At 36.5% G+C, this 16,392-nt stretch carries 13 protein-coding genes; 9 read left to right on the top strand and 4 right to left on the bottom strand.

Going from position 1 to position 16,392, the window contains the following annotated elements; all coding sequences use genetic code 11:
* Positions 1-25: 25 nt before the first annotated feature.
* On the bottom strand, positions 26-208 hold the full coding sequence (locus tag BUA72_RS09445; protein ID WP_034730035.1) for a hypothetical protein: 183 nt from the start codon (positions 206-208) through the stop codon (positions 26-28).
* A gap of 225 nt (positions 209-433) precedes the next feature.
* On the opposite strand from BUA72_RS09445, the gene BUA72_RS09440 reads away from it, so the two are divergent.
* The 8 genes from BUA72_RS09440 to BUA72_RS09405 all read left to right on the top strand — a co-directional run bounded on the left by BUA72_RS09440 (position 434) and on the right by BUA72_RS09405 (position 11,227).
* Entirely contained in the window at positions 434-2,131 is a 1,698-nt protein-coding gene (locus BUA72_RS09440) for a helix-turn-helix domain-containing protein (RefSeq protein ID WP_175548876.1), read from the top strand.
* Positions 2,132-2,396: 265 nt separating this feature from the next.
* The gene (locus BUA72_RS09435) at positions 2,397-2,600 is read left to right on the top strand and encodes a class I lanthipeptide (protein ID WP_072922734.1); all 204 of its coding nucleotides are present in this window, start codon (positions 2,397-2,399) and stop codon (positions 2,598-2,600) included.
* Between the two features lie 58 nt (positions 2,601-2,658).
* Complete coding sequence (locus BUA72_RS09430; RefSeq protein WP_072922733.1) at positions 2,659-3,795, top strand: quinone oxidoreductase family protein; 1,137 nt, start codon at positions 2,659-2,661, stop codon at positions 3,793-3,795.
* Positions 3,796-3,803: 8 nt separating this feature from the next.
* Positions 3,804-4,694 (top strand): CPBP family intramembrane glutamic endopeptidase, encoded by an 891-nt coding sequence (locus BUA72_RS09425; RefSeq protein ID WP_072922732.1) that lies wholly within the window; start codon positions 3,804-3,806, stop codon positions 4,692-4,694.
* Positions 4,663-6,867, top strand: coding sequence for a lantibiotic dehydratase family protein (locus BUA72_RS09420; RefSeq protein ID WP_072922731.1), 2,205 nt, complete (start codon positions 4,663-4,665; stop codon positions 6,865-6,867). The genes BUA72_RS09425 and BUA72_RS09420 overlap by 32 nt, the downstream gene beginning before the upstream one ends.
* A 5-nt stretch (positions 6,868-6,872) precedes the next feature.
* On the top strand, positions 6,873-7,718 hold the full coding sequence (locus tag BUA72_RS09415; protein ID WP_175548875.1) for a thiopeptide-type bacteriocin biosynthesis protein: 846 nt from the start codon (positions 6,873-6,875) through the stop codon (positions 7,716-7,718).
* Position 7,719: 1 nt separating this feature from the next.
* On the top strand, positions 7,720-9,921 hold the full coding sequence (locus tag BUA72_RS09410; RefSeq protein ID WP_072923148.1) for a peptidase domain-containing ABC transporter: 2,202 nt from the start codon (positions 7,720-7,722) through the stop codon (positions 9,919-9,921).
* 1 nt (position 9,922) lies between these two features.
* Positions 9,923-11,227, top strand: coding sequence for an HlyD family secretion protein (locus BUA72_RS09405; RefSeq protein ID WP_072922729.1), 1,305 nt, complete (start codon positions 9,923-9,925; stop codon positions 11,225-11,227).
* A 115-nt stretch (positions 11,228-11,342) separates the two neighbouring features.
* Here BUA72_RS09405 and BUA72_RS09400 read toward each other — a convergent pair whose 3' ends face one another.
* Positions 11,343-11,759 (bottom strand): hypothetical protein, encoded by a 417-nt coding sequence (locus tag BUA72_RS09400; RefSeq protein ID WP_072922728.1) that lies wholly within the window; start codon positions 11,757-11,759, stop codon positions 11,343-11,345.
* 311 nt (positions 11,760-12,070) lie between these two features.
* Between BUA72_RS09400 and BUA72_RS09395 the strand changes: the two genes are divergently transcribed.
* On the top strand, positions 12,071-12,751 hold the full coding sequence (locus tag BUA72_RS09395; RefSeq protein WP_072922727.1) for an aspartate/glutamate racemase family protein: 681 nt from the start codon (positions 12,071-12,073) through the stop codon (positions 12,749-12,751).
* Between the two features lie 450 nt (positions 12,752-13,201).
* Here the strand turns inward: BUA72_RS09395 and BUA72_RS09385 are convergent, their stop codons facing one another.
* Positions 13,202-13,639, bottom strand: coding sequence for a hypothetical protein (locus tag BUA72_RS09385; RefSeq protein WP_047456272.1), 438 nt, complete (start codon positions 13,637-13,639; stop codon positions 13,202-13,204).
* A 116-nt stretch (positions 13,640-13,755) separates the two neighbouring features.
* Positions 13,756-15,885 (bottom strand): fibrinogen-like YCDxxxxGGGW domain-containing protein, encoded by a 2,130-nt coding sequence (locus tag BUA72_RS09380; protein ID WP_072922726.1) that lies wholly within the window; start codon positions 15,883-15,885, stop codon positions 13,756-13,758.
* Positions 15,886-16,392 lie beyond the last annotated feature (507 nt).

The following is a 16,392-nucleotide window of genomic DNA, read 5'->3' as shown; positions in this document are numbered from 1 at the left end:
GATTTATTACAGAAATTTACAGTAATTAATATCCCACACCTCCAACGCCTCCCTGCTGGTTACCGCTTCCGTTTTCAGGATCAATGCAGCTGTCGATTCTGGTGGGTCTGGTTCCACCTCCGCCAAAGATTTTGGTTTGGTTATTAATTTTTACCAACTGTAATTTTTCTAAAGATAATTTTTTTTCTTTTTTAATTTGCTTTTTCATAAGGCTTAATTTTAATTTAAGACCGCAAAGGAAATATTTTTTTTTGAGTCTTATCACAGTAATATTGATAAATTCATGAATTTATAGACCATAAAAACGGTCCATCTTGCTGATTATTAAGCCTTAAAAATTAAATTAAAATTTATAGTGCTGATGCCTATTTGAATAATGTAAATGTAATAATTTTGCAAAAAAAACACAACCATGATGAGGCTTAAGTATTGTATGTTGTTAATTTTAGTTTACAGTTTATTTTTTTCACAAAATAAAGGACCTGATTCACTGCAAAAATATTCATATCAGGAACTGCAGCAGAAATTCTACAATTATAATAACAGTAATCAGACAGACCATGCTCAACTAATTTCCAGATATTTTCTTCATAAGGCCCATCTTGAAAAAGATGATGAACAAAAGGCTGAAGGCTATGTCATGATGCATTTTAATGAGAACCTACCCAATGCATTAAAATATTTAGACAGCTTACAGGTTATTACCCGGAAATCAACAAAGCCATTTTACCCGGCGAGAGTTTATCTTCTCCGTGGCAATTTGTATTCCAAGTTTTATAATGTTAAAGCGGCATTGGGAAATTATGTCCTCACTCTTGAACACGCAAGGGAAAAAGGAAATAAAAGGCAGATCGCTTTTGCCGAAATTAATATTGCCTACCTGAACAATTATGTCGGGCGTTACAGAGACGCTGCCAATACATTAAAGCATTATCTGTATAAAACGGACTATCTGGATCAAAAAGATTATGATAACATGCATGTCAATTTGGCGGATACCTATATCGATCTTAATAAAATGGATTCTGCCAATATACTCATAAAAGAAGGTTTACATCTGACTTCTGAAGCAGGGAGAACCTATCAGTATCACGGTTATTTAGTTGAATCTGGGTATTACCATCTTAAGCTTAAAAAATACCAGGAAGCTATTGATGATCTGCTGCAATGCAAGGATTATTTTTTCACGACTCATGATGTCCGAAACCAAAGCTATACATTGTATTATTTGGTAAGCTCTTATGTAGGGCTAGGTAACAAAGAAAAAGCGGTAGAGAATTTTAAATTATTAGATGCCCATATTAAGGAAAAAAACTATATTTTTCCAGAGCTGAGAATGGTATACCCATATATTATAGAATATTACAAAGAAAAAAAAGACAGAGAGAATCAGCTTTATTATATTGAACGGTTTTTAGAAATTGATAAGGTTCTTGATTCTCAGTTCAGGTATATTTCGCGGGAACTTCCAAGGCGATATGAAAAACCTAAGCTGGTAAAGGAAAAAGAAATCATCACTCATGAGCTGGAAAACAAAAAAATTATTTTCTATGTTTCTTCTATAAGCTTACTATCCGTATTACTGGTTTTTATATACTTGTACTATCAATCGAAAAAAGCAGAAAAACAACACAGGCAAATTGCCCAGGATTTAATCCAGAAGGTTCAGGAAAATAATAAAAATGAGCCTGCGCCCGCTCCTCAGCCAGAAAATATTATTGTAGAGCTACCGTCCGAAGATCCGAAAGAAAGAAATGCCAATACGATTTCTGAAGATGTTGTGCAGAATATTCTGAAAGAGCTTACCGCCTTTGAAGCAAAAGATCAGTTTCTGAATAAAGGAATTACTTTGGGAAGTCTTGCCAAGCGGGTGAAAACCAATTCTAAGTATTTATCTGAAACCATTAATACCTATAAAGGTAAAAATTTTGCGGGTTATCTGAATGACCTTCGTATCGACTATGCCATCAGAAGGCTGGCCAATGACAGAAAATTCCGTTCTTACAAAATACAGTTTATTGCGGATGAACTAGGCTATAATAATGAACAGGCATTCACTTTAGCATTCAAAAAGAGAACCGGAACTCCACTTTCTATCTATCTGAAAGAAATTGAAAAATCAGAGAGCTAAAGAGCAACGAAAACAAACTAAAACATTATTTTTCAATACAATACAATTAATAGATTCATGAAATTACACTCTTAATTTCATGAATCTATGAGTATTGTATTTGGATTGTCCTTTCAATTTCCCACATCTTTGCCGCCACAAAAGCGATGAAAAATTTTTGTATGTGTACAGTGCAAAAATCAGACACTGCTTTGCTGATCAGCAAAATCCCGATGTCAGGGAATCAATGACAAAGTAAAGTTTTAACCGTTTTAAAATTACAACAATGAAATTACAAAAAAAGCAATTACCGCAACTAAAAAAGAAAACTATCACTAACCTTAACCAAAGAGAAATGGAAACTATCAAAGGTGGAGGTATCGATGCATCTCAAGAGATGGAAAGCCTTTCTGTGAGCGTTTCTCTAAGCATTTCTTACTCTAAGTCTAAAAGCAAGACTCTTCAGTTCTCTGGATGGTGGTGTTTATAATTTAAAGTTTTTAATACATGCGTCTCTTCACAGGGACGCTGTTTTTTAATAGTTGTATATGGAAAGTTTATCAATAATAGGAAGTAAAGAATATATTGAAGAAATTGACGAGATCAAGCACTGCGGTCATTTTAATTTAGAAAAAAGTACGGTGAATATCGGTTTGGTTACTGAAAATGATTTGAGCATCTCTAACGTAATCAATGATGACGACCGTGTAGTGGTGAGAAAAACGGCATTTTCGTGTAATTACAGGGATAAAACTCTTATTTTGCACTACAATAAAGAGGTCCAGGATATGGAAGCTGATGATGAAATTACTTTTTCCTATATGGGCTCAGAGTTCGTTGGGGAAGTGATAGAAATTGGTAAAAACGTTACAGGGCTCAAAATTGGCGACCGTGTTATTCCCAATATTGCGTATCCATCGTATACAAAAGGATATGTGGGTGGTATTCCATCCAACCATGCCTCCAGAAGGATAGACGATTTCAAAGAAAATAAACTGGTAAAAATTCCAGATTCAATGCCTGATGCGGTGGCAGCAGCATTTCCTATTGCCGCATTTACCACCTACTCCATGATCCGGAAGATTGTTTTTCCTAATGCCAGAGTTTTGGTGACATCAGCCAGATCCAATACTTCCTTAGCCGTTATCAGTGCTCTCCGTAATTTTCCGGTAGAAGTATATGCCATCACGTCTTCGCATGAAGATCATGATATTCTGTACAATTACGGCGTGAAAAAAGTGTTTGTAGTAGACCGTTATGAAGCTAAGCCTGAAGAAGGGCAAGCTTTGGTAAATTTTACCAGACAGAACGGTTTGTTCAATGCCGTCATTGATCCTATGTCTGATATTTATTTGGAAAGGGTTCTGAAATTTATGGATTATGACTCCAAATACGTTACCTGCGGGCTGTATGACCAGTACGCTGATTTCTCTGTACGTTCACACCACGAAAGACCTGGCCTTATGAAAGATATCATCATGCAGGTTTTGGCAAAAAATATTTCAATCATAGGGAATTGTATAGGGCTGGAGGAAGATTTCAACATGGCTGTAAAGCATTATGAAGAAGGTAAATTTGATATTTTAATAGACGAAGTTTTCACTATTGGGGAAGAAATCAGTTTCTTTGAAAAAACTTATAATTCTTCAAACAGAATGGGTAAAGTTGTGTTTTCTTATGTTTAAATTTTAATATGAATAAAAAAGTTAAATTATTTGTAGCAGCCGTATACCTTATTTCAATGATTGCCGGAGGGCTCATCTATGTATTGAAAGATACATTTCAGCACAATGCAATGCTCATTCAGATCTTTTTTTCGGTTATTCTGATGATCACTCCCGCTATTGTTGCTTTTATCATCGAAAAAAAAGATGTAAAGACTTTTATACGGTACTATAATCTGTCTTTAAAGAAGATAAGAATCAGGATGCTGTTGAAATATCTTGTTATTTTCAATTTAGTGATCCCTGTTGTTTATATCATTTTTCAGTACCTCATCGGAAATGTTTTTCAGGTTCCCGGGTTTGGAAAGCTTTTAGATCTGGATCTTATTGTCCCTCAGTTTAAGGATATACTTCCTGAATCAAGGGCTTTGTCTATACCTATTCTTCTCTTGGTATTTTTTATCATCAACACCCTCAGCGGAATTACCCTGAACGGACTGATTGCTTTGGGAGAAGAAATTGGCTGGAGAGGCTTTATGGAAAAGCACCTTTCATTTCCTTTTTTCAAAAAAAATATCATCATAGGTGTGATTTGGGGATTGTGGCATGCTCCTCTTATTTTCAACGGGCACAACTACCCGTCTCATCCCTTCTGGGGAATCATTACCATGTGTGTGCTATGCATCATCGTATCTTTTTACTTTTCCTATATTTTAAAAAAGAGCAACAGCTTATACCTCATAGGAATCCTGCATGGCAGCTTTAATGCGTATGCCGCTGTATTCAGCGAAAAAATGATCATACAGAACGGGAATGACCTTTTTAATGGAGTTGGAGTGATCATGTGTATCACGATACTCATAGTTTTTTTAACAGATTTTTTTATCAATGGAAAAGATAACCTACGGAATTCTGGATAAATATGCACTCAGAACTCCTCTATTAAGTTGTAATGCTGAATTTTTCAAGACCGTCTCTTTTGATGATCTTGAACGTCTTACAGACAATCCTGTCTTTATGGAAGCTCTGTACATCGCTTCCAGAGATTTCTATAATACCCTGATCAGTTTTAGAAATACAAAAAATAAATTAGATCCGAAAGCCTATTTTTCTATCTTAAAATATTTCTCCAGAATGAGTACCCGGTGTACTCCTTTCGGCCTTTTTGCAGGAATCAGCGTAGGTACGTTCACAGGAGAAGAAAGCAAAACGGTTGTGGGCCAGATCAATGATTTCAAAAATCATGTTCAGCTGGATATGAATATTCTGTTTTCGGTGATCCAGATCATTAATCAAAATAAAGAAGTCAGAAAGTATCTACAATATTTCCCCAATACTTCCATCAGCCATTATACCTATACCGACACTCTTAAATACATTGAGTATAAATACATCAGCGGGATAAGAAACCATCTTCTTACCTCTATAGAAACATCGGATATCCTTCAGGCTATTCTGGAAAAGACCAAAGACGGTACACCTTTCACATCATTGGTAGAAATGCTTGTTGCAGAAGGATTCGAAGAAGACGACTCTAATGATTTCATCAACGAACTGATAGACTCTCAGATCCTGATCAGTGAACTGGAACCTTATACCACAGGGGATGACATTCTGGATTTTATTCTGGGAAAAATTAAAGACATTCCGGAATTACACTCACTGTATACATTCCTGAATGAAATAAAAAATACTTTATCTGCCGTAGATACTCCCGGAAAAACAGATAATATAGAAAAATATGAACAGGTAGGCACAGCCTTGCACTCTACCGAAATCAAAATGGTAGATGATAAGAATCTATTCCAGTCCAATCTCAATACCAACTTAATACAAAACACCCTTTCCGCATCATTAAAAAAAGATCTGATGGCAGGGGTAAAAATCTTAAATAAATTAGGAAAAAAGACATCCAACCCATCTCTGGATCAATTTAAAAACACATTTTATACAAGATTTCAGGATCAGGAAGTTCCTATTCTTGAAGTTCTCGACAGTGATACGGGTATTCCTTATGGCATGTCTCAGAATAAAACGGAATCCCCGCTTCTCAAAGGGCTTCATTTCAAAATGGACAGGAATGCCAACGGGGCATCACCTCAGGACGGCATCGCCAATTCTTTTCTGTATAAACTGTCTGAAACTTATCTCTCCGGATCATACAGCATCCATATCAATGATGAGGATCTGAAACAGCTTAGCGATACCTGGGATGATCTCCCTAAAACAATGTCGGTTTCTACAGAAATTTATGAGAAAGATCAGAAGCCTGTGATTCATATATCCGGATGCATGGGCTCTTCAGCAGCCAATCTATTAATGAGATTTTCCAATTCCAATAAAGACGTATATGATCTCTGTTCAGAAATAATAGATAAAGAAGACCAATATCTGAATGATCAGGTGGTATTTGCAGAAATCACCCATTTACCGGAATCCAGAGTGGGCAATATCCTGCTGAGACCGGCACTGAGAAAATACGAAATTCCTTATCTGGCCAAGTCCAATATTGACCCTTCATGTCAGATCTCCCTCGATGATCTCTATGTAAGACTGATTGAGGACAGGATTGTTTTAAAATCGAAAAAACTGAATAAGTATGTGATCCCAATGCTCACCAATGCACATAACTACACCAATCCGTTTCTGCTTTCGATATACCGTTTCTTATGCGATATCCAGTATCAGAATACGCGCATGTTTTTAAACTTCGATTGGGGCGCATTGTCCAGAAGCTTTGTCTTCTACCCGAGAATAGAGTACAAAAATATAATTATCTCCAAAGCCTGCTGGTATCTGAAACCCAATCTGATCACCCGTTTCAAGGATAAGGAAAACCTGGCAGACGAACTGAAAAAATGGCGAAGTGAAATCAAGATGCCCGCAGAAATGGTGCTTGTAGAGGCTGACAACAAGCTGTATTTCAACCTTGAAAATCCTGTCTACCAAAACCTTTTTATCGACATTCTTCAAAAAAAGAGAGATCTGGTTCTCGAGGAATATTTATACAGCGAATACAATTCCATCGTCAAAAATGAGAAGGGCGAAGACTATTGTAATGAGTTTATTTTTTCTTTATGCCAAAAGCAGTAAATACAATGATTAAGAGAAGTTTTTTTTTAGGAGACGATTGGTTATACTATAAATTATTCTTAGGGGAATTTAATTCGGATTTGGTATTGACGGATTTCATTCTGCCATTTGTTAAAAAGCATTTAACAGATTCTGTCAGTCAATTCTTCTATATCCGATACAGTGAAGGAGGTTATCATTTGAGGCTCCGGTTTCTTGTGGAAGACAAAAGTAAATTAGGTGACCTGATCATCGGCTTCCACGAGCTTATCCATCCTCTGGTAGAAAGAAAAGTTATCTATAAAGTACAGACCGATACTTATGAAAGAGAGCTGGAAAGGTATTATAACCGCTGCATGCCATTTGCTGAAAACATCTTCTCTCAGGACAGCATCATGGTCGTTAATTATCTGCACTTTTTTTACGAGCAGGATCTCAATGAAGATGAAAGGTGGCTTTTTGCCATTCATTCTATAGATGCACTGCTTTCCAATTTCGGGTTTAATCTTGATGATAAATTGCGCCTATCAACCATTTTAAACGATTCTTTCAGTAAAGAATTCCAGATCAACAAATACATGTCTAAAGAATTGGATTTCAAATACAGAGCCTCTAAAGACAAGATTCAAAATGCCATGTCTGATCCATTTTTCACTACCTGCAGTGGGCATCGCTATACAGGCATGAAAAGCAGCATTCTGGAAATCAAAAATCATTTGTCTGAAAATGATACGATGAATATTTTAACCAGTTTAATTCATATGTCCTGCAACAGAATTTTCAGAAGCTCACCAAGAGAAAATGAATTCGTTCTGTATCATTTTCTATGGAAATATTACAGATCAGAAACAGGAAAACAAAAGTATCTGTAAATTGAGCACCTTTCCCTTCTATAAACAGCCGGACGCAAAAGACTGCGGCCCTACATGCTTACGGATTGTCAGCAAATATTATGGAAAAAGCATTCCGTTACAGCAGATACGTGGCTTTGCCGAAACAACCCGTGAAGGCAGCAGTCTCTTTGGACTTAGCGATGCTGCAGAAACCCTCGGGTTTCGTACCATGGGTGTAAAAATAAACTTTGAAGATCTTGTCTCCGAAGTTACTTTACCCTGCATTATTCATTGGAATAAAAATCATTATGTCGTCCTCTATAAGATAGAAAAAAATAAAAACAAGTATACCCTTTATATTTCTGATCCAAGCTATGGCTTAATTACCTATACCCTTGAAGAGTTCATCAAACTCTGGATTGGAGAAAAAGCAAATTCAGTAACAGCAGAAGGTATTGCACTCCTTTTGGAAACTACGCCTGCATTTTACCAGACAGAATGGGATGATGCGAAAAGTAAAGCCAGTTTTGCATTTCTTTCACAATATCTTTTTAAGTATAAAAAACTGATTTTCCAGCTTAGTCTTGGACTGTTGGTCAGCAGCTTGCTTTCACTTATTTTCCCATACCTTACCCAGAGCATTGTAGACATAGGTATTCAGAATAATGATCTCAATTTCATTTATCTGGTTCTCATAGCACAAATCATGCTTTTTGTAGGAAGAATGGGAATAGAAGTCATACGCAGCTGGATCATGCTCCATCTCTCTGCCCGCATCAACATCTCTATTATCTCCGACTTCTTTATTAAGCTCATGAAACTGCCCATCAGTTTTTTTGACACCCGTATGACTGGAGATATCATGCAGAGAATCAATGATCATCACAGGATAGAACAGCTTTTGACCAGTGCATCATTAAATACCCTTTTTTCACTGGTAAACCTTATTGTGTTTAGCATAGTCCTGCTTCTATATGATTACAGACTGTTTATTATTTACTTACTGGGTGCCGCACTGTATATCGGATGGATTACCTTCTTTCTAAAAAAAAGGAAAGAGCTTGATTATAAAAAATTCTCCCAGATTTCTCAGGAACAAAGCAAAGTGATAGAACTCGTCAATGGAATGCAGGAAATTAAAATGCATAATGCCGAAAAACAAAAACGCTGGGGCTGGGAATTTTTACAGGTAAAACTTTTTAAAATCCAGATAAAATCTCTTTCATTGGAGCAATGGCAATCTGTGGGAGGAAATTTTATTAATCAGATGAAAGACATTCTGGTAAGCTTCCTTTCTGCAAAGCTCGTATTAGAGGGAAACCTCACTTTAGGGATGATGCTTTCGGTACAATACATTATTGGCCAGCTGAATGGTCCCCTGATGCAGCTCATCGATTTTATCAGACAGACCCAGGATGCGAAAATCTCATTGGAACGCTTGGGAGAAATTCACGATAAGGATGATGAAGAAAATACGGATGAACACTATGTCGCAGAAATTCCTGAGCAGAATATAGAACTCAGAGACCTCTCTTTCCGGTATACGGGTTCCAGTACTTATATTTTCGAACATCTTAACCTTACCATTCCCCATCAAAAAACAACAGCTATTGTAGGGGCCAGCGGAAGCGGAAAAACAACTTTGCTAAAACTCCTTATGAAATTCTATGAACCTCAGGAAGGAGAATTAAGAATAGGCAGCATTCCACTGAAGAATATTTCACCAAGATTCTGGCGGGGCCATTGTGGTGTGGTCATGCAGGAAGGCTATATATTCAATGATACGATTGCCAACAACATTGCGGTTGGAGAAGATTACGTAGACAAACAAAAACTTCGTAAAGCAGTTGAGATGTCCAATATCAAAGAATTTATAGAAAGTCTCCCCCTGAGTTATAACACCAAGATTGGGAATGAAGGTATAGGGATAAGCGGTGGCCAGAAACAGCGCCTGTTCATTGCCCGTGCAGTATACAAATCTCCGCAATACATATTTTTCGACGAGGCTACCAGTGCTCTGGATGCCAATAACGAAAAAGTGATTATGGAAAATATGGAACAGTTTTTCAGGGGTAAAACAGCTGTTGTCATTGCTCACCGATTATCAACAGTAAAGCATGCCGATAAAATAATTGTACTGGATCAGGGAAAGGTAGTGGAAGAAGGAAATCATACAGAACTTGTTGCCCGGAAGGGAGAATATTACCGATTAGTAAAAAATCAGTTAGAACTTGGAAATTAAAATGAAGCTAAAGACAGACGTTTTAGATGAGATAGAATTACGTTCTGAGGGTGTTCAGGATATTCTAACAGGTGCGCCGCATTGGATGATCCGAAGGGGTAATACCATTATTTTAATTATTTTACTGTTCATCCTTCTGATGAGTTATATCATCCGGTATCCTGAATTTGTTTCCTCTCAGGCTATCATTTCCACCCAGAATCCACCCGAAAAAATAGAATCAAGGGTAAACAGTAAAATAGAAGCCATCTTAGTGAAGGACCATGAAGAAGTGAAAAAAGGTCAGCTTCTTTTGGTTCTGCAATCTACTGCCCGTTATCAGGATGTTTTAAGACTTATTGATATCACAGGTACTGTAGAACACACACAACTGCAAAACTTCCCGTTGAAAGAAGCATCAGGGCTCAATCTTGGTGAAGTTCAGGCAGATTATAATACATTTGCACAGGCTCTGACAGATGAACAGCTCTATACCCGTCTGCAACCTTATGCACCAGAAAATGTTTCAGCCGAGCGTAGCCTTTTGGAATCCAATAGCAGAATTCAGTCTTTTCAGCAACAAAAGCAGATGGAGCAGGCTAAATACGATTTGTCCAAAAAAGAATTTGACCGTTCCCGGCAGCTTTATAATCAGGGCGTTATTTCTACCTCAGAAATGGATCAGCAAAGAATAAACCTTTTGCAGGCAAAACAGAATGTTGAAAATATTAATCTGTCCATTTCACAGCTTCAGGAAGGAATCTCAGGAATTCATAAAACAAAAAGCGGAACATCAATCAATGCAGAAAAAGATAAAATCACCTTTTCTTCCCGGACCACGCAGCTGTTTGAGCAGTTAAGAAAATCACTGAAAGAATGGGAACAAAATTATGTATTCATTTCTTCTACTAACGGAACCGTAAGCTTTCAGCAACATTTGGGAAAATACCAGTTTGTAAAAGCCGGAGAAATCCTTGTTTCCATCATGCCTGAAGAGCACGAAACAATGATTGGCAGATTAATGATACCATCAACCAACTCAGGTAAAGTAAAGCCTGGTCAGAAAGTGCTGATAAAACTTGATAATTATCCTTTTCAGGAATTCGGAATCGTGGAAGGAAGAGTGCAAAACATATCGTCAGTTCCGGATAAGGAAGGGAATTATTACGCAGAGATCAGACTCCCAAAAAAGCTTTCTACTTCATTTAACAAAGTACTGCCTCTTAACAGAGAACTGAAAGGTACCGCTGAAATCATCACAAAAGATTTAAGACTGATTGAAAGATTCCTCTACCAGATCAGAGAATTATTAGGCGCTCATGCATAATTCTTTAAGGTTCAGATCAGATATGAAAAATGCAGCATTCAGTATTAAGCCGTAATTATGCCTTCAGAAACCGATAATTTCCTTAGCCTAACATTCAGAAGACTTGCTGACAAGATCATTTGAGTATAGAATTAAACTTAGAATAATAAACTCCCCACAGAAGAAACCAGGGAAGATTGGAGATCAACAAAAACACAGCTCCTTGGCCATCCATCTTTCCACCGGAAATTTCAATGAAAAAGTATCCGGTGATCAATATAGGAAGCAGAAACCAGCACAGCCACCTTTTTATTTTTCCCCGAAATTTTTTTAACAAAGAAAAAAGACTGCTGAAAGAAACCATCGACAAAGACAGAATCCAGAGAATCAAAAGACCATAGGCAATCCCACTCATATCACAGTTTCTGGGATGTTCATGATCACGCGGAACTTCGGTGATCATCATGTAAATAAGCAGAATAACCGTCGAAACTATTGTAGCAATAAACCATGTTTTAAGAATGGAAAGCAGAATAAATTTTCTCTGTGACATTGAATCTGTTTATGAATTTCACTAATGTAGCAATAAACCGTGAATAAATCATTCGTCTGAACGATCTGACAAAAATAGCGATAGAATATACTCCTTTTAACAAACATATACCCGGAAAAAACTGAACCTGTGTTTAACCAAAATTCCTACTCACTGAATATTGACACCTGAGCAGCCTTTAGTTATGTACTGACCGGCTTACGAGTTTCTACCCATACATCAACCATTGAAACCGATAATATTCCAACAGATAGGCAGGATCCATCAAAACTTTTATCTAGATTTGTCTTCTGTAGTCAATAATAAAACGTATGAAAAAAATAGGACTGGTAGGCGGAATAAGCTGGGTATCTACATTGGATTATTATCAATTCATCAATGAAGGGGTCAATGCAAGACTGGGAGGACTGAATGCTGCGGAATGCATGATCTATTCCCTGAATTTTGGAGACCTTCAGGCTAAAGGATGGACGAATTCCTTCGAATTATTATTAAACGCCTGCAATCACCTTAAAAACACCGGAGCAGACAGCATTGTGCTTTGTGCCAATACAGCCCATCTGTTCGCAGACGAGCTTCAGGCCTCTGTACAACTTCCGATTATCCATATAGGTACAGAAACCGCAAAAGCCATACAGAAAGCCGGGCTTACAAAAGTTGGCTTAATCGGAACAAAGTTTACGATGGAAATGGATTTCTACAAAAATAAACTTGAAGAATACAGCCTTGAAGTGCTGATCCCGGAAAATCAGGAAACGAGGGACTATATACAGCATACCGTAAAGGATGAACTGGGAGTAGGATTCATTAATCCTGAAACTAAAATCAATTATATTTCCATTGCAGAAGAAATGATCAACCGTGGTGCTGAATGTATTATTCTGGGCTGCACGGAAATCCCTATGCTTATCAGTCAGGATGATTTTACCGTTCCTGTCTTTGATACTACAAAAATACATTGCGAGGCTATTGTGGAATATATTGTTTCGTAAAATTTAAAGAAAATTCACATCAACAAGAAACCCCTTCAAACAGTTGAACGGGTTAAAAAAAATGAAATACAGCTGGAATCTACTTTATGGTAGAATCTTCATATCCAACTAAAAAACCAACACATTAAACACTATTCATTTGTATAAAATAATTTTTTCCATGCACTTATGGTATTTCTGCTTAATCTAAAGTATGCAGCCACCTGAGTGTTGTTTAATTTTTTTTTTTTTGATAATCTAAAATGAAAAATATTGTCTTTTTATCGTACGAACGGCACTTTTGATTGAAATCATAATTTTGATTACCTACAGTTCCAAATATCAGAGAGTTAAGAACGATGACATCCATTACAGATAATTCTTGCTTACTTAATATCTTTTCGCAACTTTTTTTTTTATCCGGAAATTTTTTCGTGATCATATCACTATAAATTTTTTTATAATCTGGGGTCAGAAATTTTCTTTGTGTTTTGCGATCCATTTGAATAAAGTCGTTTTAGGTATTCTGTATTCATCAATAATTTGCTGCTTTGTTTTTTCTTTTTTATCAACTTCTTCCAGAATAAAATCTATTATTTCTTTGGTATAAATATTTTTCCTGAATGTAGGGAGTAAAGTTTTTCTGTTTTTAGTCAATTTCCCACTACTTATTTTGCTTTGAGGCGCATAAAGTATTAGGTGTTGTGTATAAATGCGAAAAAAATCATATTCTAAGAGTTTGCTCCATTTTAATAGAATCTCAGTATCCATTGACTCTTGCTGAAGAATCTCTTCAACTTTTTCTCTTTCATATTTAAAAAAGTTACAAATTCTGTCCATATCCATATCAAGTTCTTCCAACCTTTGTTTTATTAAATGACTGATATTGATAGATTTTAAATTATTCATGGCTGATATTGAAGTATTAAAAAACGGCAATGCATCTTTGTTCCTTAAAAATAGTCTATGATTCTGAAAAAGTTACAAGAACAATCTTGAGAGGCATTGCCGTCAAATATTATTTTTTATTTAACAAACCACTGGACATATCTTCCTTCACCGTTGTTAAACGAATGCGGTGCTCTACCAGTTCCTACACATTCTGTAACCCCTGCATAATCATCAGATGCGGCATTTCCGCATTTTCCGATATGATGATTGAAAGTACTATCACCATAGTTCCCCCAAATATCATCAAGTGCCGTTAAATTTGTATTGATGGTTGCCCCATTACTTGCTGTATAAGAAAAAGCATAACTTGGAGGGGCATTCTGATGACTAATCACTTTAGCATATCCTGCATTATAAAGTCTTGCATAATTCCATGCCTGCCCATCAAATGAAACATAGTTACCATTGATTGTTCCATCCATACTATAATTCTTTCCAAAAATCTTCCCTGAAACTTTCACATAAGGAAAATCAGCAAATATTCCCCCAATCATGTCATAAGCACCTGAAGTAGGAATATTAAAATCAATTACTACATAGTTATTATTAGCCCATGAGTCTGTATTATTAGCTACATTAGCCACATCATTCACAATTCTTACCCTGTATTGATTTTTTGTCGCATTACTTCTTATATTTTGTCGTACAGCAACAGGTAACAAATAATTTTTATAAGTTACAATACCGGACAGTCCTGTTGCTGCAGTATAATTTCTGTTATCATTAACATTCAGATTTTGAGAGTTATTGATCAGAAAATTGGTATCATCTACAAAGGCTGCTTTTTCAGAATATGATTGAATTAAGGTGTAGCCTCCATTGGTCATGTCACAATAAGTCTTGGTAGCTGTTCCGTTCAAACCTTTAATAAAATACTCTCCGTCTGCTGCTGCCGGATTCAATTGTAAAATCTGGTAACATCTGTCTGCCGGATTAACAAACGTTCCCACACTTGTAATCACATTGATAGTAAAGGTACATGTCACAGATCCTGGGATAGTAAAACTATATGAGCTATTATTCGCTACAATGGCAGGAGTACCCTGACCATAAAGTCTTATGCTGTTTGTGGAAGCTCCTATTGCAATAGTTCCTGATGAAAATTTCACCCCATTGATTAAGGAGGTTTCCACTATAATATTACCTGGTGTCGTAACACCAGTAACAGGAATATCAATATAATTCGTAGCATCCAAGGCGATTCCCTGTCTGTAGATTCCATGAACAGTGCTGCCTGAACAGTTGATAGAAAATAATGTTGTCGAACCATTGACATGTATTACCGGCAGTGTACATGCAGGAGCTACATTTACACCATTAAAGGTGATTGAGGGGCTATTATTTGAAGGACCTGTTATAGGGCTCCCTTGTCCAGCCAATACTACATCAAAAATACCTGTTTCTGTAAAGGTCCCTGATTTACTGAAGGAGTATCCATTTCCTGTGGTGGCTAGGATCTGATAATTACCGACACTTGTAACGTTTACTTTTATGGTATAGGTATTGTTTACGGCGTCTAATATCGTTCCCTGCGTATAGGTACCTGACGGTCCGGTCGGACTACTACAATCCAGCAGCCCAAAGGTTGCAGGCTCAAAAGAACCGCATAAACTGAGCCATTTACTAGCATTTCCGTCAAAATAATTCAGACAGTTAGTCGTTGTATTGTAGATTAGCAGCCCGTTAGCTGCCGGAGTTGAAATAGCATTCCTGTTTGAACTTGACATCCTTGGTAAGAGTATACCTTTTGCATTGGAGCTGATATCCAATACGGCATTGGTATCTGCTAAAGATGACCCGATAGATACCTGTCCCATATGGTAGATAGGCTCTGTATTTGAAACAGCTCCTTGCCCATCCGTATTTTTCCAAGGCTCCGAACCACTTCCCAAAGCTATCCACTGGGATAGAATAGCATCATAATAATAGTATCCTGCGGTGGATATATTTTTAGTTTTTGGAGATGGCGAGCTTACTGCATCAGTAACAAATACAATAGCTCCTTTTTGATCATCATTGTAATAAGAATCCATTCCCTGCAGCTGATCTCCCGACAAGCGAGGAGGAAGAACTCCTATAGGACTATTATTGGTATTAGCCACTATATCTAAAGTTGCTTTCGGTGTACTGGTATTAATACCCACCTGTCCGAAAAATAAATTCGAACATACCATCAAAAATGGGAAAAATAATTTTTTTTTCATAAGTTGACATTTAAATAGCTGTTAAGCGTTGTTTGAATAATGTCAAAGGTAGAGGAATACTATATCCAGAATTTTCAAAAATAAGCCACATCCTACATATGATTAACATTTAATAAAAACCTAACAATCAATAATTTAAACTAGTCATATTCAACATTAGTAAAAAATATCGAAAATGGTAAACATCTATTAAAAAAAAATTAGTTAAGTAAACTATATTTGCATTTAACTACTATACAGTAAGCGCAAAATATGGAACATGATTTGATAAAAAGAGAGCTAATAAGAAAGTACTTATATCTCATAGTGCTGTTTTGTTTGATATTCGCATGTTTTTATTTATCAATCAATCTCAACAAATTTATCATTTGTTATATAGCAGCAGGACTATTTTGTATTTTTTACAGTATACTGATAACCAGCAGAAATTATAATGTAGAAACTGCAGTGCATTGTTGGCTTATACTTGCACCCTTGTATATTTCACCCTATTTTATTATTTTCTGG

It is taken from the genome of Chryseobacterium sp. OV279 (assembly GCF_900128945.1).
In the GTDB taxonomy this organism is placed as follows: domain Bacteria; phylum Bacteroidota; class Bacteroidia; order Flavobacteriales; family Weeksellaceae; genus Chryseobacterium.
The sequence above is the reverse complement of the archived record's forward strand: the minus strand, read 5'-3'. Positions and strand labels throughout refer to the sequence as shown.

What these genes read in the sequence shown, in the direction of transcription:
- BUA72_RS09405 (WP_072922729.1), top strand. Translation starts at nt 9,923, where the DNA reads ATGAAGCTAAAGACAGACGTTTTAGATGAGATAGAATTACGTTCTGAG.
- BUA72_RS09445 (WP_034730035.1), bottom strand. Translation starts at nt 208, where the DNA reads ATGAAAAAGCAAATTAAAAAAGAAAAAAAATTATCTTTAGAAAAATTA.
- BUA72_RS09415 (WP_175548875.1), top strand. Translation starts at nt 6,873, where the DNA reads ATGATTAAGAGAAGTTTTTTTTTAGGAGACGATTGGTTATACTATAAA.
- BUA72_RS09385 (WP_047456272.1), bottom strand. Translation starts at nt 13,639, where the DNA reads ATGAATAATTTAAAATCTATCAATATCAGTCATTTAATAAAACAAAGG.
- BUA72_RS09395 (WP_072922727.1), top strand. Translation starts at nt 12,071, where the DNA reads ATGAAAAAAATAGGACTGGTAGGCGGAATAAGCTGGGTATCTACATTG.
- BUA72_RS09400 (WP_072922728.1), bottom strand. Translation starts at nt 11,759, where the DNA reads ATGTCACAGAGAAAATTTATTCTGCTTTCCATTCTTAAAACATGGTTT.
- BUA72_RS09420 (WP_072922731.1), top strand. Translation starts at nt 4,663, where the DNA reads ATGGAAAAGATAACCTACGGAATTCTGGATAAATATGCACTCAGAACT.
- BUA72_RS09425 (WP_072922732.1), top strand. Translation starts at nt 3,804, where the DNA reads ATGAATAAAAAAGTTAAATTATTTGTAGCAGCCGTATACCTTATTTCA.
- BUA72_RS09430 (WP_072922733.1), top strand. Translation starts at nt 2,659, where the DNA reads ATGGAAAGTTTATCAATAATAGGAAGTAAAGAATATATTGAAGAAATT.
- BUA72_RS09435 (WP_072922734.1), top strand. Translation starts at nt 2,397, where the DNA reads ATGAAATTACAAAAAAAGCAATTACCGCAACTAAAAAAGAAAACTATC.
- BUA72_RS09440 (WP_175548876.1), top strand. Translation starts at nt 434, where the DNA reads ATGTTGTTAATTTTAGTTTACAGTTTATTTTTTTCACAAAATAAAGGA.
- BUA72_RS09380 (WP_072922726.1), bottom strand. Translation starts at nt 15,885, where the DNA reads ATGAAAAAAAAATTATTTTTCCCATTTTTGATGGTATGTTCGAATTTA.